The organism is Stenotrophomonas sp. 80084_Sma (assembly GCF_056481995.1).
Window position 1 is genome coordinate 816,056 of sequence record NZ_CM151177.1, and the last position, 25,397, is coordinate 841,452.

The window sequence follows — 25,397 nt, forward strand, 5'->3', positions numbered from 1 at the left end:
GGCGCCATGATCCTGCTGGCGACGGCGGCCCGGAACGATGGGCTCTGCATGCCTTGCCGGAATGGCACGCGGCAAAGCATGGAAGAGGCGAGGGTGCGAAATCGGGAGATACGCGAAGCGCAGGGGCGTTTTGATGATTCCCCGGAAGGACGCTATTGGCGCTGGCTTGTGGATCAGGTTCACAGGACAGAGAGTGGATTGGAAGGGCTCTCGATAGCCGATCAGCGGTACTACATGGTTTCGGTGGTTAGCGGCGAAGTGTGGCGCGGTGGGATCGGGACATACTTTGATAGCTCCTCAGGCGCCTACTACGATGGGACGCTTGCTGGTCTTGAAGAATTGGGGCTGGTCGAACTGCGCGACGTGCTGAAAGAAGCCAAGATGGCCCTGTTCGGTGATGAAGCAGTACCGATGGATGAAGGTGTTCGCTGGCAAAGGATGTACGGTCAGCATGATCAATTGCCGGATGGTGTCGAGGTTCTGCTGGACCGCTTGAGCCAGAGATTCTGCGATGCTGAGAAGTCGCTCGGGCTTTCGGCTGTGTTGCAGGCCTACGCTGAGAAGCACAAGCTTTACGCCGCGTTCTAGCGCGGGCCACTGGAAGGACGATTGGGGATTGAGGGCATGCCCGCGGGTGAGCCTTGAATCCCGAATCATCCACTTACACTCAAACCCGGATTCAACCCATGGGTATCAAATGCGGCATCGTCGGCCTGCCCAACGTCGGCAAGTCGACCCTGTTCAATGCGCTGACCAAGGCGGGTATCGCCGCGGCGAACTTCCCGTTCTGCACCATCGAACCGAACGTCGGCATCGTGCCGGTGCCGGATCCGCGCCTGAACGAGCTGGCAGCGATCATCAACCCGCAGAAGGTCATCCCGACCGCGGTCGAATTCGTCGACATTGCCGGCCTGGTGGCCGGTGCCGCCAGCGGTGAAGGCCTGGGCAACAAGTTCCTGGCGCACATCCGTGAAGTCGATGCGATCACCCACGTGGTGCGCTGCTTCGAGAACGCCGACGTCATCCACGTCAACAACAAGGTCGACCCGATCTCGGACATCGAAACCATCGATACCGAGCTGGCGCTGGCCGACCTGGACAGCGTCGAGAAGGCGCTGAACCGCGCCGAGCGTGCGGCCAAGGGTGGTGACAAGGACGCCGCGGCGCGCAAGCCGGTGCTGGCCAAGCTGCAGGCGGCGCTGTCCGACGGCAAGTCCGGCCGTTCGGTGGGCCTGGACGAGGAAGAGAAGGCGCTGGTGCGCGATCTGTTCCTGCTGACCCTGAAGCCGGTGATGTACATCGCCAACGTGCTGGAAGACGGTTTCGAGAACAACCCGCACCTGGAAGCCGTGCGCGCGCATGCTGCCGCCGAAGGCGCGCAAGTGGTGCCGGTGTCGGCCGCGATCGAAGAGGAGCTGTCCCAGCTCGATGACGAAGACCGCGATACCTTCCTGGCCGATCTGGGCCTGAGCGAGCCGGGCCTGAACCGCGTGATCAACGCGGCCTACAGCCTGCTCGGCCTGCAGACCTACTTCACCGCTGGCGTGAAGGAAGTCCGCGCGTGGACCGTGCGCAAGGGCGCCACCGCCCCGCAGGCCGCCGCGGTCATCCACACCGACTTCGAGAAGGGCTTCATCCGCGCCGAAACCATCGCGTATGACGACTTCATCAAGTACAAGGGCGAAGCCGGCGCCAAGGAAGCCGGTCGCCTTCGCCTGGAAGGCAAGGAATACCGAGTGCAGGAAGGCGACATCCTGCACTTCCGCTTCAACGTCTGATCCAGCGGCATCGGATCGACCCAAGACGCCCCGCCTTGTGCGGGGCGTTCGCGTTTCCGGCGTCGGTTGCATGCGTGGACAAAAATTGATCATGCTCTGAAGCGCCTGCGGCACAGGGCTCGCAAGTACTTGTCCACACCAAACCCCCACCGCTTTCCACGCACGGTGTGGAAAACCCTGCGTATCGCTGCAGGGCCGAGCCCATGCTCGGCTGATGCCAGCCGGAGCCGAGCATGGGGTCGGCTCTGCAGGGATTGCCCGGGCAGTGTGGATAAATTTTCGCCATGCTTCGAAACGCTTGCGTGGCAACACTCCCACTTACTTGTCCACACGTAGTTCCCATCGCTTTCCACGGCGCATGTGGAGAACCCGGATTCTGTCTGGACAAAAAATTGCCACCCTTCGAAACCATTGCAATGCGTGGCTCGCAGGGACTTGTCCACACCAAACCCCCATCGCTTTCCACGTGCGGTGTGGAAAACCCAGGGCGGGTGCGCGGCAACGAATGCCTACCAAGATGGGCATCTACCAGAGCCAGGTTCCCAAACAACAAGGCCCGCCAATGGCGGGCCCTGTCGTCCACGTTCTGCAATGCGGCGTGCCTTACAGCGCGCTGCCACCGAACTTGTGGGTGTACTGCAGGTTGATGGTGCGGCCGACGCTGTCGAACCAGGACACGTCGTAGTACGGATACGCGGTGTACGTGGCGTCCTTCGGCGGCATCTTGTTGAACACGTTGACCACCGACAGCGACAGGCGCGAGTGGTCGTCGAAGCGGTACTGCAGCGACGCGTTGTAGCGGTAGGTTGCCTTGATGTACGGGCTGTCACCGCTGTCCCAGTCGAAGGTCTGGCCGTAGCTGTCATAGGTTGGCAGCTTGCCAAGTCGTGAACCGTAGACTGTCGCCGACCACGCAGCCTTCTCCCAGGTCACGCTCAGGCTGGTTTTGGTGCGTGGAATATCGAAACCGCTGTTGACCGCGAACTGATCTTCGACGGGGTCGCCGGGGTAGCGCTGGAAGTCGTGCTTCTTCACCCAGGTGTGGGTGCCGTTGAGGATGAAGTCGCCGATACCGGTCTGCAGGCGGTAACGCAAGCCGATGTCGATGCCGGAGGTGGATTCGCGGGCGACGTTGATCGGGGCGACACGCACGCCGTACAGGCGGCCATCACTGGTGCGGGTAACGCGGTCGAGCGCGTCCACGCAGGTCGGTGAATTGATGTCGGCACTGCCGAGGCGGCAGTTCGCTTCGCTGGCCAGAATCGTGCGCACTTCCATGTCCTGCACCTGCTTGCGCATGTCGATGTCGAACCAGTCCACCGACAGATCCAGGCCGATTGCCGGCGACCAGACGAAGCCGGCACTCCACGAGGTGCTGGTTTCCGGGTCGAGCTGGCGATTGCCGGTGCGGCTGCGGATGATGCTGACGTCTTCGTCGCATTCGGTGCCATTGGCGCGACAGTCGTACAGATCCACTACGTCAGTCTCGTCGTTGCCCGGGCCGGCGAACACGTAGTGCAGGTCCGGTGCGCGGAACGCGGTGCCATACGAACCGCGTACCAGAAGCGTGTCGATCGGGCGCCATTCCAGGCCGCCGCTCCAAGTTGCCTTGCCGATGGTGTGGCCGGAATAGCGGTACTGGTCGTAGCGGCCTGCCACGCTCAGGTTGACCGTCTCGTGCAGGGGCATGCGCAGTTCGGCCGCTGTGGCCCAGCGGTTGCGCGAACCGTTGCCGTCCGAATCCTTCCAGCTGTAGTAGTAGTACTGGGTCGCCAGCGGATCGGGATTGAGCGAGTACGCCTGCTGGCCCACTTCCACGGTCGCGGCAAAGCCGGCATCCCCCCCCGGCAGGCCGAACAGCGCGGAATTGGTCAGCGTTAACGCAGCCGTTTCGGTGCGCGACTTCGGGGTGTAGGTGGTGCGCGCTGCGATCGAATCGTACTCGGCGCGGGTCAGCGGCCGGTACAGGCGTGACGGGTCGGCATTGAAAATCGGGAATACGTTGCCTTCGTCATCGGTGTAATCGCCCAACTGCGGGCCCAGGAGCAGGTCATTGGCCTTAGCGGCGATGATCTTCGCCCAGCTGATCCGCGACTGGTACTGCGAATGGCTCAGCGCGGCCTCGTAGTCCCAGTTGCCGGTCAGATTGCCCTTGAAGCCAGTGGTCACGCTGAAGGTCTTCTGCGTGCTGCGCACCATGCCGTTGCGCAGGCCGCCCATTTCCTCCGGCGAAAACTGGCGGTTCCAGGATTCGATCTGTTGATCGGCCTCCGTGCTGGCAATGTTTCTGAAATAGCCCGCTTCATTGCCGTCTGAGCTCATGTAGCCCCAGGACGTCACATCGCGCATCAGCGACATCGTGTGATAACCCAGCTGCACGTCGGCGAACCACTGCTGACCGTTGTCGAAGTCGTAGCTCAGCGAGGCGTAGCCATTGGCGCCGCGGCGCTTGCTGAGGATGGTGCCGTAGCCGATTGACGTATCGCTGCCACAATACCAGCCGGAGCGCGGCCGGTAGGCATGGTAAGTACTGCCCTGGTTCTGCCCGGCCAGCGCTTCGCAGGTGGTCGCGCCCGGATCCAGATAGTCGTCGTTGTAGTCCGTGCGCAGATAGGCGCGACGAGCGGCACGCGTACGTTCAGTCGGTGCGTCCTGGGTCGAATCCTGGATATCGCGCTCGTACGCCCACAGCGGGGTCTGCGACTGCAGTTCAACGCTGTACACGGCGTTGAAGTTGCCACGGCTGAAGCCACTGGCCAGGCTCATGTCGAACGACTCGCCACCGCCTTCGCTGGTGGTGCCCATGCGCATGTCGACGGTGGTGCCGTCGGCCTTCTTCTTCAGGATGAAGTTGACCACGCCGGCGATCGCGTCCGAACCGTAGATGGCCGAGGCACTGCCGGTCAGCACTTCGATGCGCTCGATCATGCCCAGCGGAATGTTGGAGACATCGGTGAAGTTGCTGCGGCCCTTGAACGGCATCGGGAAGTCGGCGATGCGGCGGCCATTGACCAGCACCAGCGTGTGGTTCGGGCCCAGCCCGCGCAGGTCCACCTGCTGGGCGCCCGGCGAGAAGTCGGCGCCGCTGGACGACTGCTGGCTCTGCGTCTCACCGCCGTTCTGGGTCATCGAGCGCAGCACGTCGGGCACGCTGGTGAAGCCGCTGGAGCGGATCTGCTCGGCGCTGATCACCGTGATCGGGGCGGGGCCTTCCACCTGGGCGCGCGGAATGCGCGAACCGGTGACCTGCACCGCATCCAGTTGTTGAACCGAAGAGGAGGCCGGTGCCTGGGCCGCCGCGGAAGCAGCCACGCCCATCAACGCCAGCTGGATCGACCACGCCATCGCCTTTCTACGCATGAGGAATTCTCGGAAATGAAGCCGGCCCGCAGAGGAGGGGCCCTGTCCCCCATTCAGATTTCCGGAATGGGCGCGCGCATTTAACGCCTTTTTTATGCCCTTGACTACTGGGTCCCTATCTGGCAAAGAGTGAAAACGCTTGCAAGTCGATTTTGTTCAGGGAGATCAAGATGCGACGCCTCCATTGCACCCTGCGTGCCCCCTTCGCCTGGCTGGCGCTGCTGGTGTTGGCCGTGCCGTTGGCCGCCCTTGCGCAGGACCTGCAGGGCCCGGGCTTCGCCTACTACGAAGCCGGGGATCTTGACGCACCCCGGCCCGGCCCGCGCGCGCCGGCCATGATGCTGATGGGCGGTGGCGAATGGGTGCCGGAGGCCTTTCACTGGTGGCTGAAGCAGGCCGGTAACGGCCGCGTGCTGATCCTGCGCGCTTCTGGCAGTGATGAGCTGCAGGACCGCCTGTATCGCGAGATTGGCGGGACCACCGCAGTGCAGACGCTGGTCTTCGACAGCCGCCGCGGCGCCGACGATCCGGCCGTGCTGCGCGTGGTGGCTGCGGCCGATGCCATCTTCATTGCCGGTGGTGACCAGTCGCGCTACATCCGCTTCTGGAAGGGCACCGCGCTCAACCGCGCGCTCAATGCCCATGTGCGCGCCGGCAAGCCGATTGCCGGTACCAGCGCCGGGCTGGCCATCCTCGGTGGCTATGCCTACGGCGCGATGGACGGCGGCAGCATCACCTCCGCCGGTGCGCTGGCCGACCCGATGGGCAGTGCGGTGACCATGGACAGTGGCTTCCTGCAGATGCCCTACCTGCAGCGCGTGGTCACCGACACCCACTTCGACAAGCGCGATCGGCTCGGCCGCCTGATCGTGTTCGTGGCGCGCGCCGCGCAGGACAGTGGCGACCCCGACATCGTCGGCATCGGCGTCGACGAGGACACCGCCCTGTGCGTGGAGCCCGATGGCCAGGCACAGGTCTACAGCGCCGACGGCGAAGGCAAGGTCTGGGTGGTCAGCCCCGGGCGTGATGCGGACCGCATGGTCGAAGGTGAGCCGTTGCGCTTCCATGCAGTGCCGGTGACGGTGGTCGCCAGCGGCAGCCGCATGCGCCTGGACGATTTCCAGGCCGACGCCGATTACCAGGCGATGGCCGACGTCAGCGACGGCGAGATTGAGTTCACGCTTCGGTAGTGCCGGCCGCTGGCCGGCAACTCATCTTCCCTGATGCGCCCCTTGCCGGCCAGCGGCCGGCACTACCCCGCAATCCATTCACTCGTTCTGCTGGAGACGTACCCGATGAAACTGCGCCTGGCGCTGTCCGCACTGTTGTCCCTGCCCATGCTTGCCCAGGCCGCACCGGCGGCTTCACCGCTGCTGGTCATCCACGGCGGCGCCGGCGTCGAGCGCAAGGACCTGTCGCCGGCCGAGGAAAAGGCCGCACGTGACGCGCTGCGGGCGGCCCTGTTGAAGGGGCATGCGGAGCTGGCGGCGGGTCGCCCCGCGTTGGCTGCAGTCACCGCTGCGATCACCGTCCTGGAGGACGATCCCACCTTCAACGCCGGCAAGGGTGCGGTGTTCACCCACGACGGCCATAACGAGCTGGATGCGGCTGTCATGGATGGCGCGAGCCAGGCGGCGGGCGCGGTGGCCGGCGTGCAGCGGGTGCGCAACCCGATCCTGCTGGCGCAGACCGTGATGCAGCAATCCAGGCACGTGATGATGGTGGGGCAGGGCGCCGAAGCCTTCGCGGTCGAGCAGGGGATGTCTCTGGTCGATCCCTCCTACTTCCGTACGGAGAAGCGTTGGCAGCAGCTGCAGCGTGCACTGAAAGAAGAGGCCAGTGGCCAGGCGCATGCCGACCTGGAGACTGCAAAGCACTTCGGGACCGTCGGTGCAGTCGCATTGGATGTGCAGGGGCACCTGGCCGCCGGTACCTCCACTGGCGGCATGACCAACAAGCGCTATGGCCGGGTGGGTGACTCGCCGATCATCGGTGCAGGCACCTGGGCCGATGCGCGCTGTGCGGTGTCCGGCACCGGCTGGGGCGAGTACTACATCCGCACCGCGGCCGCGCACGAGATCTGCGCACGCATGCGCTACCAGGGGCAGACGCCGGAACAGGCCGGCAAGGGCGTGATCAACGAGACGATTCCGCAGATGGGGGGTGACGGCGGTGCGATCGTGCTCGCTGCAGACGGAAAAATGGCCACGCCATTCAACACCCAGGGCATGTATCGGGGCTGGATCGGCGGCGACGGCGTCCCTCATGTCGCAATTTTCGCCAACGAGACCCTTGCGGTCCCGGGGCAATAACCTTGCGTATCAATGGGTTTGCGACAGCGTGTGAAAAAAGTGGAAAAAAGCGTTGACAGCCCCCCGTCCCATCAGCAGAATAAGCGGCTCACCACCACACACCGCAACGCTTCGGCGGCAACGGAATGGGGTGGTAAGGAGGGATACCCAAGCGGCCAACGGGGGCAGACTGTAAATCTGCTGGCTTACGCCTTCGGTGGTTCGAATCCACCTCCCTCCACCAGTTTCACGTTGTGACATTCCCGGCGCGGGAGTAGTTCAATGGTAGAACCTCAGCCTTCCAAGCTGATGGTGCGGGTTCGATTCCCGTCTCCCGCTCCATTGAATGAACTTTGAATATTATCGAGTTCATGTCATAATGCAAAACTCGGCTCACGTAGCTCAGTCGGTAGAGCACTTCCTTGGTAAGGAAGAGGTCGAAGGTTCGATTCCTTTCGTGAGCACCATCTTAAGCATCACCTCTCAGACGAATTCGAGATAAGCAGCCATGGCCAAGGGTAAGTTCGAGCGCACCAAGCCGCACGTCAATGTCGGCACCATCGGTCACGTCGACCACGGCAAGACCACGCTGACCGCCGCACTGACCAAGATCGGTGCCGAGCGCTTCGGTGGCGAGTTCAAGGACTACTCCTCGATCGACGCCGCGCCGGAAGAAAAGGCTCGTGGTATCACGATCTCGACCGCGCACGTCGAATACGAATCCCCGGTCCGTCACTACGCCCACGTCGATTGCCCGGGCCACGCTGACTACGTCAAGAACATGATCACCGGTGCCGCCCAGATGGACGGCGCGATCCTGGTGTGCTCGGCCGCTGACGGCCCGATGCCGCAGACCCGCGAGCACATCCTGCTGTCGCGTCAGGTCGGCGTGCCGTACATCGTCGTGTTCCTGAACAAGGCCGACATGGTTGACGACGCCGAGCTGCTCGAGCTGGTCGAGATGGAAGTGCGCGAGCTGCTGAGCAAGTACGACTTCCCGGGCGACGACACCCCGATCATCGCCGGTTCGGCCCGTCTGGCGCTGGAAGGCGACCAGAGCGACATCGGCGTGCCGGCCATCCTGAAGCTGGTCGATGCCCTGGACAGCTGGATTCCGGAGCCGGAGCGCGCGATCGACAAGCCGTTCCTGATGCCGGTGGAAGACGTGTTCTCGATCTCGGGCCGCGGCACCGTGGTGACCGGTCGTATCGAGCGCGGCGTGATCAAGGTTGGCGACGAAATCGAAATCGTCGGCATCCGTCCGGTGCAGAAGACCACCGTGACCGGCGTTGAAATGTTCCGCAAGCTGCTGGACCAGGGTCAGGCAGGCGACAACGCTGGCCTGCTGCTGCGCGGCACCAAGCGTGACGACGTCGAGCGTGGCCAGGTTCTGGCCAAGCCGGGTTCGATCAAGCCGCACACCAAGTTCGAAGGCGAAGTCTACGTCCTGTCGAAGGACGAGGGCGGCCGTCACACCCCGTTCTTCAACGGCTACCGTCCGCAGTTCTACTTCCGCACCACCGACATCACCGGCGCAGCTGCTCTGCCGGAAGGCGTCGAAATGGTGATGCCGGGTGACAACGTCAAGATGGTCGTCACCCTGATCAACCCGGTGGCAATGGACGAAGGCCTGCGCTTCGCCATCCGCGAAGGCGGCCGTACCGTCGGCGCCGGCGTGGTCTCGAAGATCATCGAGTAAGCCTGCAGTACCGGTGGTTGCATAGCGCCGCCGGTTACGCGAATGGCGGGCCGGGAACCTCGGTCCGCCTTCGCCGTCTAAGGGAAGGCAAGTTTCAACACGTACGCCAGTAGCTCAATTGGCAGAGCAGCGGTCTCCAAAACCGCAGGTTGGGGGTTCGAGTCCCTCCTGGCGTGCCATCTGCCCACCTTATCCAGCGGCCTGGGCCGCTAAAGCAGACACAGCCGGATGAATAGCAAGATCGAACACTCCAAGGACAACTCCGCCAACGGCGGGGATATCGTCAAGTACGTCGCCGCATCGCTGCTGGTGCTGGCCGGTCTGTTCGTCTGGTTCTGGTTCTCCGCCGACTCCGGTCGCGCCACCCAGCTGGGTGCGTGGGCGGGTCAGCTGCGTGCGTTGGCGGTTGTGGTCGGTCTGGTTGGCGGTATCGGCGTGTTCATGCTGACCGGCAAGGGGCGCGACACCCGCGAATTCCTCTCCGAGTCGCGCTTCGAACTGCGCAAGGTGGTCTGGCCGACGCGCCAGGAAGCCATCCGCATGACCTGGGTCGTGATGGTGGTGGTGACCATTCTCAGTCTGTTGCTGGGTGGGTTCGATTACGTCATTCAGTGGCTGGTTCAGTTGTTCCTGAGCCGCTAAGGAGAATTGCATGAAGCGTTGGTACGTCGTTCACGCCTATTCGGGCTTCGAGAAGTCGGTGGCGCAGGCTCTGCGCGATCGCATCGTCCGTGACGGCATGGAAGAGCGCTTCGGCGATGTCCTGGTCCCGACCGAAGAAGTGGTCGAGATGCGCGCTGGCCAGAAGCGCCGCTCCGAGCGCAAGTTCTTCCCGGGTTACGTGCTGGTCCAGATCGAGACCCACGAAGAAGCCGGTATTCCGCGCATCGACAACGAAAGCTGGCACCTGGTCAAGGAAACCCCGCGCGTGATGGGCTTCATCGGCGGCACCGCCGACCGTCCGCTGCCGATCGCCGATTCCGAGGCCGAAGCCATCCTGAATCGCGTTCAGGAAGGTGTCGAGAAGCCGCGTCCGAAGGTGCTGTTCGAGCCGGGCCAGATGGTCCGCGTTACCGACGGCCCGTTCAACGATTTCAATGGCGTCGTCGAAGAAGTCAACTACGAGAAGAGCCGTCTGCGCGTCTCGGTGCTGATCTTCGGTCGTGCCACTCCGGTCGAACTCGAGTTCGGCCAGGTCGAAAAGGCCGTCTGACCGGTCCTGTAGGGTCGAGCCATGCTCGACTCCAGGCTCCGGATGGCGGTGCAGTCGAGCATGGCTCGACTCTACAAGGGGAACCGGGCCTTGCCCGGTTTCGTTCGTTTACGTGCCGCTTCAGGCATGTGAAGAAAAAACCTGATATAGTGCGCGGCTCCCCGCTGGGAAGCCAGCAGGACGAGGCCGCCGCAAGGTGGCCTTCAGCATGATTTCAAAACGCGATGCCGGGACGCGTGATTCCCGGTCCGATGGGGAGCCTGTTGTCGAAAGGCGCTAGCACCCGGAGAGTACTCACATGGCAAAGAAAGTTGTCGGTTACATCAAGCTGCAGGTGAAGGCCGGTCAGGCCAACCCCTCGCCGCCGGTCGGTCCTGCGCTGGGTCAGCGCGGTCTGAACATCATGGAATTCTGCAAGGCGTTCAACGCTGCCACGCAGAAGCTCGAGCCGGGTCTGCCGGTTCCGGTGATCATCACGGCCTACTCGGACCGTACGTTCACCTTCATCACCAAGAGCACCCCGGCCACCACCCTGCTGAAGAAGGCCGCTGGCATCTCGTCGGGCTCCAAGCGCCCGAACACCGAGAAGGTCGGCAAGGTCACCCGTAAGCAGCTGGAAGAGATCGCCAAGGCGAAGGAACCGGATCTGACTGCCGCCGATCTGGACGCCGCCGTGCGTACCATCGCTGGCTCTGCCCGTTCCATGGGCCTCGTGGTGGAGGGTTAATAAGATGGCACAGACCAAGCGTGAGAAGGCCATCAAGGCCGCCGTCGTTCCGGGCAAGGCATACGCCTTCGAGGACGCGATCAACATCCTGAAGAGCGCCACCAAGGCCAAGTTCGTCGAGTCGATCGACGTCGCTGTGCGCCTGGGCGTCGATGCGAAGAAGTCCGACCAGCAGGTCCGTGGCTCCACCGTGCTGCCGGCCGGTACCGGCAAGTCGGTCCGCGTCGCCGTGTTCGCTCCGGCCGGTGCCAAGGCTGACGAAGCCCTGGCCGCTGGCGCCGAAGCCGTCGGTATGGATGATCTGGCCGAGAAGATGCAGGCCGGCGATCTGAACTACGACGTCGTCATCGCGACCCCGGACGCCATGCGCGTCGTCGGTAAGCTGGGCACCGTGCTGGGCCCGCGCGGCCTGATGCCGAACCCGAAGGTCGGCACCGTTTCCCCGAACCCGGGTGAAGCCGTGAAGAACGCCAAGTCGGGTCAGGTCCGTTACCGCACCGACAAGGCCGGCATCATTCACTGCACCATCGGCAAGGCCGACTTCGCCGAAGACGCGCTGAAGTCGAACCTGACCGCGCTGCTGCTGGACCTGATCAAGGCCAAGCCGGCCACCTCGAAGGGCACCTACCTGCAGAAGGTTTCGGTCAGCTCGACGATGGGCCCGGGCGTCACCGTCGACCAGTCGTCGCTGACCCTGAAGTAATTGTTTCAAGCGGTCACGGTACCTTCGGTGCCGTGACCGTGACATTTGAAGGCATCGCTGGCCGTACATCGCCCGCGGTAGCCGTCAAAGACCGCAGGCGCGGTCGTGGCAATACCGGCGACGGGCACGGAAGCTCGATCTGGCAAGGAGTCGCCGCCGGAGCAGTCATGAGCGCTTAATCGATTCCCCGGAATCACCCTGCGTAGATGGTGCCCTTCTGGAGTTTTTCTGGTTCACGCACGTCTGGGTTTCCCAGGTTGGCCCACTCCAGGTCTAGAACGGCCCACCCCCGGAACATCATCCCGATGTTCCCGGCGTCCAGGACGGATGCCGCACAGGACCGCACACGGCAGGAGCCGTAAGCGGAGTTCAATAGGAGGAGTGCAATGGCTCTCAATCTGTCCCAGAAGCAAGAAGTAGTCGCCGAGCTGGCAGACGTCGCCGCCAAGGCCCACTCCTTGATCGCAGCCGAATACGCTGGCACCACGGTCGCCCAGATGACCGCGATGCGCAAGCAGGCTCGTGAAACCGGTGTTTTCTTGAAGGTTGTCAAGAACACCCTGGCTTCGCGCGCCGTTGAAGGCACCGAGTTCGCAGTCGCCCAGGACCAGATGGTTGGTCCGCTGCTGTACGCGTTCTCGCTCGAGGAGCCCGGCGCTGCCGGTCGCCTGATCAAGGAAGCCGCCAAGGGCAACGACAAGCTGAAGGCTAAGGTCGTCGCCATCGGTGGCGAAGTGTTCCCGGCAAGCCACGTCGAAGTGCTGGCCTCGCTGCCGACCCGCGACCAGGCCCTGGCCATGCTGGCCCGCGTCCTGACCGAGCCGGTCACGATGTTTGCCCGCGCCATCAAGGCCGTTGGCGAGAAGCAGGGTGGTGGCGACGTCGCCGCCGACGCTGCCGAGCCGGCCGCCGAGACCGCCTGAGTTTCGACTTACCGTGGTTCCTGACGGAACCTCAACCCAGAAAATCATCCAAAGGTATTAATCATGTCCCTTACCAACGAACAGATCGTCGACGCCATCGCCGAGAAGTCCCTGATGGAAGTGATGGAGCTGGTCAAGGCCATCGAAGAGAAGTTCGGCGTCTCCGCCGCTGCTCCGGTTGCCGTGGCTGCTGCCGCTGGCCCGGCCGCTGCTGTTGAAGAGCAGACCGAGTTCACCGTCACCCTGAAGTCGGCCGGCGACAAGAAGGTCGAAGTCATCAAGGCCGTCCGCGCCATCACCGGCCTGGGCCTGAAGGAAGCGAAGGACCTGGCCGAAGCCGGTGGCGTCCTGAAGGAAGGCGCTTCGAAGGACGACGCCGAGAAGATGAAGAAGGACCTGGAAGCTGCTGGCGCGACTGTCGAAGTCAAGTAAGCAGTTACCTTGCATCGTCACCGATTCACGGCGATGCAGCCAAGGCTGGGGGCGTAAGCCCCCGGCCTTTGGTCGTTGTTGCAGTACCGGTAGGGTCGACTGTTAGTCGACTGTTTCAAAAGCAGAAAAAGCCCAACACGGGCTGCGGTCAGACCCCGGCAGGCCAGCGCAGAGCGCGGCAGCGGGGGAGTGGATGCAGACGAGTTGGCAGTTGGAAGTAGCGGGAGAAGGCGTGCTGGTGCCGGCAATACCAGCGACTTCCAACTGACAATTTCAAGTTCCCTTCGGATCGTGGGCGCACGATCCGCACAACAAGGTGGAAGACCTCATGACGTCCTATTCGTTCACCGAAAAAAAGCGTATCCGCAAGGATTTCGGCAAGCAGCGCTCGATTCTCGAAGTGCCGTTCCTGCTCGCCATCCAGGTGGATTCCTATCGTGAATTCCTGCAGGAAAACGTCGATCCGGCCAAGCGCACGGACCACGGCCTGCACGCTGCGCTGAAGTCGGTCTTCCCGATCGCCAGCTACAGCGGCAATGCTGCCCTGGAATACGTCGGCTACAAGCTGGGCGAACCGGTCTTCGACGAGCGTGAGTGCCGCCAGCGTGGCATGAGCTACGGCGCCCCGCTGCGCGTGACCGTGCGCCTGGTGATCTACGACCGTGAGTCGTCGACCAAGGCCATCAAGTACGTGAAGGAGCAGGAGGTCTATCTGGGCGAAATCCCGCTGATGACCGAGAACGGCACCTTCATCGTCAACGGCACCGAGCGCGTCATCGTCTCGCAGCTGCACCGTTCGCCGGGCGTGTTCTTCGACCACGACCGTGGCAAGACCCACAGCTCGGGCAAGCTGCTGTACAGCGCCCGCATCATTCCTTACCGCGGCTCCTGGCTGGACTTCGAGTTCGACCCGAAGGATGCGCTGTTCACCCGTATCGACCGTCGCCGCAAGCTGCCGGTGTCGATCCTGCTGCGCGCGCTCGGCTACAGCAACGAAGAGATGCTGGCCGAGTTCTTCGAGATCAACACCTTCCACATCAACCCGGATGAAGGCGTCCAGCTGGAGCTGGTGCCGGAGCGCCTGCGTGGCGAAACCCTGGGCTTCGACCTCGCCGACGGCGACAAGGTCATCGTGGAAGCCGGCAAGCGCATCACCGCGCGTCACATCAAGCAGCTGGAAGCCTCGGGCATCGCCGCCCTGGCCGTGCCGGACGACTACATCGTCGGCCGCATCCTGTCGCACGACGTGGTCGATGCTTCGACCGGCGAACTGCTGGCCCAGGCCAATGACGAGATCACCGACGAGCAGCTGCAGGCCTTCCGCAAGGCCGGTGTGGATGCCGTGGGCACCCTGTGGGTGAACGATCTGGATCGTGGCCCGTACCTGTCCAACACCCTGCGCATCGACCCGACCAAGACCCAGCTGGAAGCCCTGGTCGAGATCTACCGCATGATGCGTCCGGGCGAGCCGCCGACCAAGGACGCCGCGCAGAACCTGTTCCACAACCTGTTCTTCACCTTCGAGCGCTACGACCTGTCCGCGGTCGGCCGCATGAAGTTCAACCGTCGCGTGGGCCGCAAGGAAACCACCGGCGAAGCCGTGCTGTACGACCGCAAGTACTACGGTGAGCGCAACGACGAAGAGTCCAAGCGCCTGGTTGCCGCCCATGGCGACAGCTCCGACATCCTGGACGTGATCAAGGTTCTGACCGAGATCCGCAACGGTCGCGGCGTGGTCGATGACATCGATCACCTGGGCAACCGTCGCGTGCGTTCGGTCGGTGAAATGGCCGAGAACGTGTTCCGCGTGGGCCTGGTCCGCGTCGAGCGCGCGGTCAAGGAGCGCCTGTCGATGGCCGAGTCGGAAGGCCTGACCCCGCAGGAGCTGATCAACGCCAAGCCGGTCGCCGCTGCCATCAAGGAGTTCTTCGGCTCCTCGCAGCTGTCGCAGTTCATGGACCAGAACAACCCGCTGTCGGAAGTGACCCACAAGCGTCGCGTCTCGGCCCTGGGCCCGGGCGGCCTGACCCGTGAGCGCGCCGGCTTCGAAGTGCGCGACGTGCACCCGACCCATTACGGCCGCGTCTGCACCATCGAAACCCCGGAAGGCCCGAACATCGGCCTGATCAACTCGCTGGCCGTGTACGCCCGCACCAACCAGTACGGTTTCCTCGAGACCCCGTACCGCAAGGTCGTGGACGGCAAGGTCTATGACGAAGTCGAGTTCCTGTCGGCCATCGAAGAAAACGAGTACGTCATTGCGCAGGCCAACGCCCTGACCAATGCCGACAGCGTGCTGACCGAGCAGTTCGTTCCGTGCCGCTTCCAGGGCGAGTCGCTGCTGAAGCCGCCGGCGGAAGTCCACTTCATGGACGTCTCGCCGATGCAGACCGTGTCGATCGCGGCCGCGCTGGTTCCGTTCCTGGAGCACGATGACGCCAACCGTGCACTGATGGGCGCCAACATGCAGCGTCAGGCCGTGCCGACCCTGCGTGCGCAGAAGCCGCTGGTCGGTACCGGCATCGAGCGCGCCGTGGCGCGTGACTCCGGTGTGACCGTGAATGCCCGTCGTGGTGGCGAGATCGTGCAGATCGATGCCGCCCGTATCGTGGTCAAGGTCAACGAGGAAGAGATCGTTGGCGCCACCGACGCAGGCGTGGACATCTACAACCTGGTCAAGTACACCCGTTCGAACCAGAACACCTGCATCAACCAGCGTCCGCTGGTGCAGGTGGGTGACGTCATCGCCCGCGGCGACGTGCTGGCCGACGGTCCGTCCACCGACATCGGCGAACTGGCCCTGGGCCAGAACATGCTGATCGCGTTCATGCCGTGGAACGGCTACAACTTCGAAGACTCCATCCTGCTCTCCGAGCGCGTGGTGGAAGAGGATCGTTACACCACGATCCACATCGAAGAGCTGACCTGCGTCGCGCGTGACACCAAGCTGGGGCCGGAGGAAATCTCGGCCGACATCCCGAACGTCTCCGAGCAGGCGCTGAACCGCCTGGACGAGAGCGGCGTGGTGTACATCGGTGCGGAAGTCCGCGCCGGCGACATCATGGTCGGCAAGGTCACCCCGAAGGGCGAAAGCCAGCTGACCCCGGAAGAGAAGCTGCTGCGCGCGATCTTCGGCGAGAAGGCTTCGGACGTGAAGGACAGCTCGCTGCGCGTTCCGCCGGGCATGGACGGCACCGTCATCGACGTGCAGGTCTTCACCCGCGACGGCATCGAGAAGGACAAGCGCGCCCGCCAGATCGAAGAGTCTGAAATCAAGCGCGTCAAGAAGGACTTCGACGACCAGTTCCGCATCCTGGAAGCCGCCATCTACATGCGTCTGCGTTCGCAGATCGTGGGCAAGGTGGTCAACGGTGGCGCTGGCCTGAAGAAGGGCGACGTCATCAGCGACGCGTTCCTGGACGGCCTGAAGAAGGCTGACTGGTTCGCCCTGCGCATGAAGGACGAGGACGCCTCGGAAGCCATCGAGCGCGCGCAGAAGCAGATCCAGGCGCACGAGAAGGAATTCGAGCGTCGCTTCGCCGACAAGCGCGGCAAGATCACCGCCGGTGACGACCTCGCCCCGGGCGTGCTGAAGATGGTCAAGGTGTTCCTGGCCGTGAAGCGCCGCATCCAGCCGGGCGACAAGATGGCAGGCCGCCACGGCAACAAGGGTGTGGTCTCCAACGTGGTGCCGGTCGAGGACATGCCGTACATGGCCTCGGGCGAAACCGTGGACATCGTGCTGAACCCGCTGGGCGTGCCGTCGCGTATGAACATCGGCCAGATCCTGGAAGTGCATCTGGGCTGGGCTGCCAAGGGCCTGGGCCGCAAGATCCAGGCGATGATGGAAGCCCAGGCGGCGGTTGCCGACCTGCGCAAGTTCCTGGACGACATCTACAACCACGACGACACCAACGTGGCCAACCGTGTCGACCTGTCGCAGTTCAGCGACGAGGAACTGCTGCGTCTGGCCCGTAACCTGACCGACGGCGTGCCGATGGCCACCCCGGTGTTCGACGGCGCCACCGAAGCGGAAATCAAGCGCATGCTGGAACTGGCCGACCTGCCGAGCAGTGGCCAGACCCAGCTGTACGACGGCCGCACCGGTGAAGCGTTCGATCGCCACACCACCGTGGGTTACATGCACTACCTGAAGCTGAACCACCTGGTCGACGACAAGATGCACGCCCGTTCGACCGGCCCGTACTCGCTCGTCACCCAGCAGCCGCTGGGCGGCAAGGCGCAGTTCGGCGGCCAGCGCTTCGGTGAAATGGAAGTCTGGGCGCTGGAAGCCTACGGCGCGGCCTACACCCTGCAGGAAATGCTGACGGTGAAGTCCGATGACGTGCAGGGCCGCAACCAGATGTACAAGAACATCGTCGACGGTGAGCACGAGATGGTCGCGGGCATGCCGGAATCCTTCAACGTGCTCGTGAAGGAAATCCGCTCGCTGGCCATCAACATGGAACTGGAAGACAACTGATCCATGCCGGCGCGGCGGCCTCCGCCGCCGCGCCGCTGGCAGTCAACTGAAAGCCCATCGACACAGCATTCCTCCTTCTGGAGAACACCATGAAAGACCTGCTCAACCTCTTCAACCAGCAGCGCCAGACGCTGGACTTCGACGCGATCAAGATCGCGCTGGCCTCGCCGGACCTGATCCGTTCGTGGTCCTTCGGCGAAGTGAAGAAGCCGGAAACCATCAACTACCGTACCTTCAAGCCGGAACGCGACGGCCTGTTCTGCGCCGCCATCTTCGGCCCGGTGAAGGACTACGAGTGCCTGTGCGGCAAGTACAAGCGCATGAAGCACCGCGGCGTGGTCTGCGAAAAGTGCGGCACCGAAGTGACCCTGGCCAAGGTGCGTCGCGAGCGCATGGGCCACATCGACCTGGCTTCGCCGGTCGCGCACATCTGGTTCCTGAAGTCGCTGCCGTCGCGCATCGGCCTGATGCTGGACATGACCCTGCGCGACATCGAGCGCGTGCTGTACTTCGAAGCCTACGTGGTGACCGAGCCGGGCCTGACCGCCCTGGAGCGCCGCCAGCTGCTGACCGAAGAACAGTACCTGCAGGCCCGCCAGGAGCACGGTGACGACTTCGACGCCGCGATGGGCGCCGAGGCCGTGTACGAACTGCTGCGCACCATCGACCTGCAGTCGGAAATGACCCGCCTGCGCGAGGAAATCGCCGCTACCGGTTCGGAAACCAAGCTCAAGCGCCTCACCAAGCGCATCAAGCTGATCGAAGCCTTCCTGGAATCGGGCAACCGTCCGGAGTGGATGGTCATGACCGTGCTGCCGGTGCTGCCGCCGGACCTGCGTCCGCTGGTTCCGCTGGATGGCGGCCGCTTCGCGACCTCCGACCTGAACGACCTGTACCGCCGCGTCATCAACCGTAACAACCGCCTGCGCCGCCTGCTCGAACTGAGCGCGCCGGACATCATCGTGCGCAATGAAAAGCGCATGCTGCAGGAATCGGTCGATGCGCTGCTGGACAACGGCCGTCGTGGCCGTGCCATCACCGGCACCAACAAGCGCCCGCTGAAGTCGCTGGCCGACATGATCAAGGGCAAGCAGGGTCGCTTCCGCCAGAACCTGCTGGGCAAGCGCGTCGACTACTCGGGCCGTTCGGTCATCGTGGTCGGTCCGTACCTGCGCCTGCACCAGTGCGGCCTGCCGAAGAAGATGGCGCTTGAGCTGTTCAAGCCGTTCGTCTTCGCCAAGCTGCAGCGTCGTGGCCTGGCCACCACCATCAAGGCCGCCAAGAAGCTGGTCGAGCGCGAAGAAGCCGAAGTCTGGGACATCCTGGAAGAGGTCATCCGCGAGCATCCGGTGATGCTGAACCGTGCGCCGACCCTGCACCGTCTGGGCATCCAGGCGTTCGAGCCGGTGCTGATCGAAGGTAAGGCCATCCAGCTGCACCCGCTGGTCTGCACCGCGTTCAACGCCGACTTCGACGGTGACCAGATGGCCGTCCACGTGCCACTCTCGCTGGAAGCCCAGCTGGAAGCGCGTGCGCTGATGATGTCGACCAACAACATCCTGTCGCCGGCCAACGGCGAGCCGATCATCGTGCCGTCGCAGGACGTCGTGCTGGGTCTGTACTACATGACCCGCTCGCTGGAAAACAAGAAGGGCGAGGGCATGGCCTTCGCCAACATCGCCGAAGTGAAGCGTGCCTACGACAACCGCGTGGTGGAACTGCACGCGCGCGTCAAGGTCCGCATCACCGAGGTGGTGACCGACGAAGACGGCGTCAAGCAGAACAAGACCTCGATCGTGGACACCACGATCGGTCGCGCCCTGCTGGCTGAAATCCTGCCGGAAGGCCTGCCTTTCGCGCTGGCCAACACCGAGCTGACCAAGAAGAACATCAGCCGCCTGATCAACTCCAGCTACCGCCAGCTGGGTCTGAAGGACACGGTCGTGTTCGCCGACAAGCTGATGTACACCGGCTTCGCCTACGCGACCCGCGCCGGCGTCTCGATCGGCATCGATGACATGCTGATCCCGGACGAGAAGAAGGGCATCCTCACCGAGGCCGAAGCCGAAGTGCTGGAAATCCAGGAGCAGTACCAGTCGGGTCTGGTCACCGCCGGTGAGCGCTACAACAAGGTGGTCGACATCTGGTCGCGCACCAACGAGCGCATCGCCAAGGCGATGATGGACACCATCGGTACCGAGAAGGTCGTCAATGCCAAGGGTGAGACCATCGACCAGAAGTCGATGAACTCGCTGTACATCATGGCCGACTCCGGTGCGCGTGGTTCGCAGGCGCAGATCCGTCAGCTGGCCGGTATGCGTGGCCTGATGGCGCGTCCGGACGGCTCGATCATCGAGACGCCCATCAAGGCGAACTTCCGTGAAGGCCTGAACGTGCAGGAGTACTTCAACTCCACCCACGGTGCCCGTAAGGGTCTGGCCGATACCGCGCTGAAGACCGCGAACTCGGGTTACCTGACCCGTCGTCTGGTCGACGTCGCGCAGGACGTGGTGATCACCGAGGTGGATTGCGGTACCACCGAAGGCCTGATCATGACCCCGATCGTGGAAGGCGGCGACGTGGTCGAGCCGCTGAAGGATCGCGTGCTGGGTCGCGTGGTTGCCGAGGACGTGTTCCTGCCGGGCAACGACGAAGATCCGATCGTCACCCGCAACACCCTGCTGGACGAAGCCTGGGTCGCCAAGCTGGAAGACGCCGGCGTGCAGAGCATCAAGGTGCGTTCGACGATCTCGTGCGAATCGGCCTTCGGTGTCTGCGGTCGCTGCTACGGCCGCGATCTGGCCCGTGGCCACCTGGTCAACATCGGTGAAGCGGTCGGCGTCATCGCCGCCCAGTCCATCGGTGAGCCGGGTACCCAGCTGACCATGCGTACGTTCCACATCGGTGGTGCGGCGTCGCGAGCTGCTGCGGTCGACAACATCACCGTCAAGACCACCGGCTCGGTCAAGTTCAGCAACCTCAAGTCCGTCGAGCATGCCAATGGCTCGCTGGTGGCAGTGTCGCGCTCGGGCGAAATCTCGGTGCTCGATGCCCACGGCCGTGAGCGTGAGCGCTACAAGCTGCCGTACGGTGCGACCATCACGTCCAAGGACGGTGATGCGATCAAGGCTGGCCAGACCGTGGCCAACTGGGATCCGCATAACCACCCGATCGTGTCGGAAGTGGCCGGCTTCATCCGCTTCATCGACTTCGTCGACGGCATCACCGTCATCGAGAAGACCGACGAGCTGACCGGCCTGGCGTCGCGCGAAATCACCGATCCGAAGCGTCGTGGTACCCAGGCCAAGGACCTGCGCCCGATCGTGCGCATCGTCGACGCCAAGGGCAACGACCTGTCGATCCCGGGCACCGATCTGCCGGCGCAGTACCTGCTGCCGCCGCGCTCGATCGTCAACCTGCAGGACGGCGCTGCCGTCGGCGTGGGTGACGTGGTCGCCAAGATCCCGCAGGAAGCGTCGAAGACCCGCGACATCACCGGTGGTCTGCCGCGCGTGGCCGATCTGTTCGAAGCGCGCAAGCCGAAGGATCCGGCGGTGCTGGCCGAGCGTTCGGGCATCATCAGCTTCGGCAAGGACACCAAGGGCAAGCAGCGCCTGATCATCAAGGACACCGATGGTTCGGAGCACGAAGAGCTGATCCCGAAGTACCGCCAGGTCATCGTGTTCGAAGGCGAGCATGTCACCAAGGGTGAAACCATCGTGGACGGCGAGCCGAGCCCGCAGGACATCCTGCGTCTGCTGGGTGTCGAACCGCTGGCCGCCTACCTGGTGAAGGAAATCCAGGACGTGTACCGCCTGCAGGGCGTGAAGATCAACGACAAGCACATCGAGGTGATCACCCGCCAGATGCTGCGCAAGGTCGAGATCACCGACCAGGGCAGCAGCAAGTTCCTGAACGGTGAACAGGTGGAGCGCCAGCGCGTTATCGAGGAGAATGCGCGCCTGTCGACCCGCAACGAGCTGCCGGCGCACTTCGATCCGGTCCTGCTGGGTATCACCAAGGCCTCGCTGGCGACCGAATCGTTCATCTCGGCCGCGTCGTTCCAGGAAACCACCCGCGTGCTGACCGAAGCGGCCGTCCGCGGCACCTCGGACAACCTGCGTGGCCTGAAGGAAAACGTCATCGTGGGCCGCCTGATTCCGGCCGGTACCGGCCTGGCGTACCACAGCAACCGCCGTCGCGGTGCTTCCGGTCTCACCGAGTCGGAAATGCAGACCCTGGCCGGCACCCCGGCTGCGGTCGAGGCACCGGTGGTTGAAGCCGAAGCTGAACAGGCCTCGGGCGAAGAATGAGGTATCCGGTCCGGCCGCAGGGCCGGACCACCCCATCGGTCCATCGATGGGATAGGGAAAGGGCAGGGGAGATCGTCCGCGATCGACCCGGCCAACCTGAACGGGGTACATGGAGGCCCCCCAGTAACGTTCCGGGATCAGGAACGGGCTTGACAGGAGGCGTTTGACTGCTTTCCTGGCAGGTTGCTACAATCGTCTGTCTCAGCAGGCCAGAATTTTGGCCTGCTTTAACATTTCCGCATCTCTGGTCGGATTTTCCGGCCACCAATCAGAAGAACCTACTGATGGCGACGATCAACCAGCTGGTCCGCAAGCCGCGGCAAGCGACCACCTACAAGAGTGCCTCGCCGGCGCTCGACAAGTGCCCGCAGCGCCGTGGCGTCTGCACCCGTGTCTACACCACCACTCCGAAGAAGCCGAACTCGGCTCTGCGCAAGGTTGCCAAGGTCCGCCTGACCAACCAGGAAGAAGTGATTTCCTACATCGGTGGTGAAGGCCACAACCTGCAGGAGCACTCCGTGGTCCTGATCCGCGGCGGTCGCGTCAAGGACCTGCCGGGTGTGCGTTACCACACCGTTCGTGGCTCGCTCGACGCCGCCGGCGTTGCCAAGCGTCGCCAGGCCCGTTCCAAGTACGGCGCCAAGCGTCCGAAGGCATAAGGAGAGAGCACTATGTCGCGTAAGGGTAATACTCCGCAGCGTTCCGTCCTGCCCGATCCGAAGCACGGAAGCGAAACCATCGCCCGCTTCATCAACATGGTCATGCAGAGCGGCAAGAAGTCCGTCGCCGAAAAGATCGTGTACGGCGCCATGGACGTGATCACCGAGAAGAACAGCAGCGCCAACGCCATTGAACTGGTGCAGAAGGCTCTGGACAACGTCGCTCCGGCGGTCGAAGTCAAGTCGCGTCGCGTCGGTGGTGCCACCTACCAGGTGCCGGTCGAAGTGCGTTCGTCGCGCAAGATGGCCCTGGCCATGCGCTGGCTGATCGACTCCGCGCGCAAGCGTGGTGAGAACACCATGCCGAAGAAGCTGGCTGCTGAACTGATCGACGCCTCGGAAAACCGTGGCGGCGCCATCAAGAAGCGCGAAGAAACCCACCGCATGGCCGAAGCCAACAAGGCATTCGCCCACTACCGCTGGTGAGTTTGACGGCCTTGTAAAACAGGCAGGGCAGCACCACTTCGGTGCGTGCTGCCTCGCGGTCCCAGAAGGACTGCGCCAATCCGAAGGCCGCCGAAAGGCGGCGTTCGGCCATCCGAAATCCAAGAAATCTGAGAGGCTCCCGTGGCCCGTTCCACTCCCATCGAGCGTTACCGTAACTTCGGCATCATGGCTCACATCGATGCCGGCAAGACCACCACGTCCGAGCGCATCCTGTTCTACACCGGCAAGAGCCACAAGATCGGTGAAGTGCACGACGGCGCCGCCACCATGGACTGGATGGAGCAGGAGCAGGAGCGTGGCATCACGATCCAGTCCGCTGCCACCACCGCGTTCTGGAAGGGCATGGACAAGTCCCTGCCGGAGCACCGCTTCAACATCATCGACACCCCCGGGCACGTCGACTTCACCATCGAAGTGGAGCGCTCGCTGCGCGTGCTCGACGGTGCCGTCTTCGTCCTGTGCGCCGTCGGTGGCGTGCAGCCGCAGTCGGAAACCGTGTGGCGCCAGGCCAACAAGTACCACGTGCCGCGCATCGCGTTCGTCAACAAGATGGACCGCACCGGTGCCAACTTCCAGAAGGTCGTCGGCCAGCTGAAGGCCAAGCTGGGCGCGGTTGCCGTGCCGATGCAGCTGCCGATCGGCGCTGAAGACAACTTCAAGGGCGTCGTCGACCTGCTGAAGATGAAGGCCATCCATTGGGATGAGGCTTCGCAGGGCATGAAGTTCGAATACGGTGAAATCCCGGCCGAGCTGCAGGGCCCGGCTGAAGAGGCTCGCCAGTTCATGGTCGAGACCGCTGCCGAAGCCAGCGAAGAGCTGATGGAAAAGTACCTGGGCGGCGAAGAGCTGGCCGAGGCTGAAATCATCAACGCGCTGCGTACCCGCACCCTGGCCACCGAGATCGTGCCGATGTACTGCGGCTCGGCCTTCAAGAACAAGGGCGTGCAGGCCATGCTGGACGGCGTGATCCAGCTGCTGCCGTCGCCGGTCGACGTGCCGGACGTGAAGGGCGTGGACGTTGACGACGACACCGTCGAAATGACCCGCAAGTCGGACGACAAGGCTCCGTTCTCGTCGCTCGCCTTCAAGATCATCACCGACCCGTTCGTCGGCGCGCTGACCTTCTTCCGTGTCTACTCGGGCACCCTGAACGGTGGCGACACCGTGCTGAACTCGGTGAAGGGCAAGAAGGAGCGCATCGGCCGCATCCTGCAGATGCACTCGAACAACCGCGAGGAAATCAAGGAAGTTCTGGCCGGTGACATCGCCGCTGCCGTGGGCCTGAAGGACACCACCACCGGTGACACCCTGTGCGCCGTGGACGCCCCGATCATCCTGGAGCGCATGACGTTCCCGGAGCCGGTGATCTCGATGGCCGTCGAGCCGAAGACCAAGTCGGACCAGGAAAAGATGGGTCTGGCCCTGGGCCGTCTGGCGCAGGAAGATCCGTCGTTCCGCGTCAAGACCGACGAAGAATCCGGCCAGACCATCATCTCGGGCATGGGCGAGCTGCACCTGGACATCATCGTCGACCGCCTGAAGCGCGAGTTCAACGTTGAAGCCAACGTCGGCGCGCCGCAGGTGGCCTACCGCGAAACCATCACCCTGGCCGACGTCAAGTCGGACTACAAGCACGCCAAGCAGTCCGGTGGTAAGGGTCAGTACGGTCACGTCGTGATCGAACTGTCGCCGATCACCGCTGCCGACCGTGCCGATCCGAAGCTGGCTCCGGCCATCAAGGACGACTTCCTGTTCATCAACGACATCACCGGCGGCGTGATCCCGAAGGAATTCATTCCGTCGGTTGAAAAGGGCCTGCGCGAAACCATCACCAGCGGTCCGCTGGCTGGCTTCCCGGTCGTGGACGTCAAGGTGAAGCTGGTGTTCGGTTCGTACCACGACGTCGACTCCTCGGAAATGGCGTTCAAGCTGGCTTCGTCGATGGCCTTCAAGCAGGGCTTCGCCAAGGCCAAGCCGGTGCTGCTGGAGCCGATCATGAAGGTCGAGATCGTGACCCCGGAGGATTACCAGGGTGACGTGATGGGCGACGTCAGCCGTCGTCGCGGCGTGCTGCAGGGTTCCGACACCACCGGTGACGGCTCCGCTTCGATCATCAACGCGATGATCCCGCTGGGTGAAATGTTCGGCTACGCCACTGCGCTGCGTTCGCAGACCCAGGGCCGCGCCACCTTCACCATGGAATTCGATCACTACGAGCCGGCTCCGACCAACATCGCCGAAGCCGTCATGAAGAAGGGCTGAGCCTCGCTCAGCCTCTCTTGAAACCACTTACGAACAATCAAGGTATA

General features: G+C 63.4%; 17 protein-coding genes and 4 tRNA genes. 20 read left to right on the forward strand and 1 reads right to left on the reverse strand.

Annotation, left to right across the window (positions count from 1 at the left end; genetic code table 11):
* Nucleotides 1-6 precede the first annotated feature (6 nt).
* Both ACZK3W_RS03705 and ychF read left to right on the forward strand, forming a co-directional pair.
* On the forward strand, nucleotides 7-588 hold the full coding sequence (locus ACZK3W_RS03705) for a DMP19 family protein (protein WP_478450495.1): 582 nt from the start codon (nucleotides 7-9) through the stop codon (nucleotides 586-588).
* A 98-nt stretch (nucleotides 589-686) separates the two neighbouring features.
* Nucleotides 687-1,778, forward strand: coding sequence for a redox-regulated ATPase YchF (gene ychF / locus ACZK3W_RS03710; RefSeq protein ID WP_014036087.1), 1,092 nt, complete (start codon nucleotides 687-689; stop codon nucleotides 1,776-1,778).
* 603 nt (nucleotides 1,779-2,381) lie between these two features.
* Here ychF and ACZK3W_RS03715 read toward each other — a convergent pair.
* The gene (locus ACZK3W_RS03715; protein WP_478445465.1) at nucleotides 2,382-5,138 is read right to left on the reverse strand and encodes a TonB-dependent receptor plug domain-containing protein; all 2,757 of its coding nucleotides are present in this window, start codon (nucleotides 5,136-5,138) and stop codon (nucleotides 2,382-2,384) included.
* Between the two features lie 170 nt (nucleotides 5,139-5,308).
* On the opposite strand from ACZK3W_RS03715, the gene ACZK3W_RS03720 reads away from it, so the two are divergent.
* From ACZK3W_RS03720 to fusA, 18 genes are all read left to right on the forward strand, one after another.
* Nucleotides 5,309-6,328, forward strand: a complete 1,020-nt coding sequence (locus ACZK3W_RS03720; protein ID WP_478445466.1) for a cyanophycinase — start codon at nucleotides 5,309-5,311, stop codon at nucleotides 6,326-6,328.
* A gap of 105 nt (nucleotides 6,329-6,433) precedes the next feature.
* Nucleotides 6,434-7,450 (forward strand): isoaspartyl peptidase/L-asparaginase family protein, encoded by a 1,017-nt coding sequence (locus ACZK3W_RS03725; RefSeq protein WP_253144850.1) that lies wholly within the window; start codon nucleotides 6,434-6,436, stop codon nucleotides 7,448-7,450.
* 137 nt (nucleotides 7,451-7,587) lie between these two features.
* Nucleotides 7,588-7,673, forward strand: a tRNA-Tyr gene (locus ACZK3W_RS03730).
* A gap of 24 nt (nucleotides 7,674-7,697) precedes the next feature.
* A tRNA-Gly gene (locus ACZK3W_RS03735) sits at nucleotides 7,698-7,771 on the forward strand.
* Between the two features lie 49 nt (nucleotides 7,772-7,820).
* A tRNA-Thr gene (locus ACZK3W_RS03740) sits at nucleotides 7,821-7,896 on the forward strand.
* Between the two features lie 41 nt (nucleotides 7,897-7,937).
* Nucleotides 7,938-9,128: an elongation factor Tu gene (gene tuf, locus ACZK3W_RS03745; RefSeq protein WP_004154360.1), complete on the forward strand. Its 1,191-nt coding sequence runs from the start codon at nucleotides 7,938-7,940 to the stop codon at nucleotides 9,126-9,128.
* A gap of 103 nt (nucleotides 9,129-9,231) precedes the next feature.
* Nucleotides 9,232-9,307 (forward strand) — tRNA-Trp (locus ACZK3W_RS03750).
* A gap of 49 nt (nucleotides 9,308-9,356) precedes the next feature.
* Nucleotides 9,357-9,770, forward strand: a complete 414-nt coding sequence (gene secE, locus ACZK3W_RS03755) for a preprotein translocase subunit SecE (protein ID WP_005408202.1) — start codon at nucleotides 9,357-9,359, stop codon at nucleotides 9,768-9,770.
* 10 nt (nucleotides 9,771-9,780) lie between these two features.
* Nucleotides 9,781-10,341, forward strand: coding sequence for a transcription termination/antitermination protein NusG (nusG, locus tag ACZK3W_RS03760; protein ID WP_004154362.1), 561 nt, complete (start codon nucleotides 9,781-9,783; stop codon nucleotides 10,339-10,341).
* Nucleotides 10,342-10,639: 298 nt separating this feature from the next.
* A complete protein-coding gene (gene rplK / locus ACZK3W_RS03765; protein WP_004145248.1) occupies nucleotides 10,640-11,068 on the forward strand; it encodes a 50S ribosomal protein L11 in 429 nt (142 codons plus the stop codon).
* A 4-nt stretch (nucleotides 11,069-11,072) separates the two neighbouring features.
* Nucleotides 11,073-11,771 (forward strand): 50S ribosomal protein L1, encoded by a 699-nt coding sequence (gene rplA / locus ACZK3W_RS03770; RefSeq protein WP_004154350.1) that lies wholly within the window; start codon nucleotides 11,073-11,075, stop codon nucleotides 11,769-11,771.
* 386 nt (nucleotides 11,772-12,157) lie between these two features.
* Nucleotides 12,158-12,694, forward strand: a complete 537-nt coding sequence (gene rplJ, locus ACZK3W_RS03775; RefSeq protein ID WP_010480377.1) for a 50S ribosomal protein L10 — start codon at nucleotides 12,158-12,160, stop codon at nucleotides 12,692-12,694.
* Between the two features lie 63 nt (nucleotides 12,695-12,757).
* The gene (gene rplL, locus ACZK3W_RS03780) at nucleotides 12,758-13,126 is read left to right on the forward strand and encodes a 50S ribosomal protein L7/L12 (RefSeq protein WP_010480374.1); all 369 of its coding nucleotides are present in this window, start codon (nucleotides 12,758-12,760) and stop codon (nucleotides 13,124-13,126) included.
* A gap of 328 nt (nucleotides 13,127-13,454) precedes the next feature.
* Nucleotides 13,455-17,609, forward strand: a complete 4,155-nt coding sequence (gene rpoB / locus ACZK3W_RS03785; protein WP_049401089.1) for a DNA-directed RNA polymerase subunit beta — start codon at nucleotides 13,455-13,457, stop codon at nucleotides 17,607-17,609.
* An 89-nt stretch (nucleotides 17,610-17,698) separates the two neighbouring features.
* Nucleotides 17,699-21,922: a DNA-directed RNA polymerase subunit beta' gene (gene rpoC, locus ACZK3W_RS03790; RefSeq protein WP_125895178.1), complete on the forward strand. Its 4,224-nt coding sequence runs from the start codon at nucleotides 17,699-17,701 to the stop codon at nucleotides 21,920-21,922.
* Between the two features lie 284 nt (nucleotides 21,923-22,206).
* Nucleotides 22,207-22,581 (forward strand): 30S ribosomal protein S12, encoded by a 375-nt coding sequence (gene rpsL, locus ACZK3W_RS03795; RefSeq protein WP_004145320.1) that lies wholly within the window; start codon nucleotides 22,207-22,209, stop codon nucleotides 22,579-22,581.
* A 12-nt stretch (nucleotides 22,582-22,593) separates the two neighbouring features.
* On the forward strand, nucleotides 22,594-23,067 hold the full coding sequence (gene rpsG / locus ACZK3W_RS03800; RefSeq protein WP_004145321.1) for a 30S ribosomal protein S7: 474 nt from the start codon (nucleotides 22,594-22,596) through the stop codon (nucleotides 23,065-23,067).
* A 141-nt stretch (nucleotides 23,068-23,208) separates the two neighbouring features.
* Nucleotides 23,209-25,350: an elongation factor G gene (gene fusA, locus ACZK3W_RS03805; RefSeq protein ID WP_005408207.1), complete on the forward strand. Its 2,142-nt coding sequence runs from the start codon at nucleotides 23,209-23,211 to the stop codon at nucleotides 25,348-25,350.
* Nucleotides 25,351-25,397: the final 47 nt, after the last annotated feature.

Coding starts and splice junctions, on each gene's coding strand:
- rpoB (WP_049401089.1), top strand. CDS start 13,455: ATGACGTCCTATTCGTTCACCGAAAAAAAGCGTATCCGCAAGGATTTC.
- rplJ (WP_010480377.1), top strand. CDS start 12,158: ATGGCTCTCAATCTGTCCCAGAAGCAAGAAGTAGTCGCCGAGCTGGCA.
- rpsG (WP_004145321.1), top strand. CDS start 22,594: ATGTCGCGTAAGGGTAATACTCCGCAGCGTTCCGTCCTGCCCGATCCG.
- rplK (WP_004145248.1), top strand. CDS start 10,640: ATGGCAAAGAAAGTTGTCGGTTACATCAAGCTGCAGGTGAAGGCCGGT.
- rpoC (WP_125895178.1), top strand. CDS start 17,699: ATGAAAGACCTGCTCAACCTCTTCAACCAGCAGCGCCAGACGCTGGAC.
- ACZK3W_RS03720 (WP_478445466.1), top strand. CDS start 5,309: ATGCGACGCCTCCATTGCACCCTGCGTGCCCCCTTCGCCTGGCTGGCG.
- ACZK3W_RS03725 (WP_253144850.1), top strand. CDS start 6,434: ATGAAACTGCGCCTGGCGCTGTCCGCACTGTTGTCCCTGCCCATGCTT.
- tuf (WP_004154360.1), top strand. CDS start 7,938: ATGGCCAAGGGTAAGTTCGAGCGCACCAAGCCGCACGTCAATGTCGGC.
- rplA (WP_004154350.1), top strand. CDS start 11,073: ATGGCACAGACCAAGCGTGAGAAGGCCATCAAGGCCGCCGTCGTTCCG.
- ychF (WP_014036087.1), top strand. CDS start 687: ATGGGTATCAAATGCGGCATCGTCGGCCTGCCCAACGTCGGCAAGTCG.
- secE (WP_005408202.1), top strand. CDS start 9,357: ATGAATAGCAAGATCGAACACTCCAAGGACAACTCCGCCAACGGCGGG.
- ACZK3W_RS03705 (WP_478450495.1), top strand. CDS start 7: ATGATCCTGCTGGCGACGGCGGCCCGGAACGATGGGCTCTGCATGCCT.
- rpsL (WP_004145320.1), top strand. CDS start 22,207: ATGGCGACGATCAACCAGCTGGTCCGCAAGCCGCGGCAAGCGACCACC.
- rplL (WP_010480374.1), top strand. CDS start 12,758: ATGTCCCTTACCAACGAACAGATCGTCGACGCCATCGCCGAGAAGTCC.
- nusG (WP_004154362.1), top strand. CDS start 9,781: ATGAAGCGTTGGTACGTCGTTCACGCCTATTCGGGCTTCGAGAAGTCG.
- ACZK3W_RS03715 (WP_478445465.1), bottom strand. CDS start 5,138: ATGCGTAGAAAGGCGATGGCGTGGTCGATCCAGCTGGCGTTGATGGGC.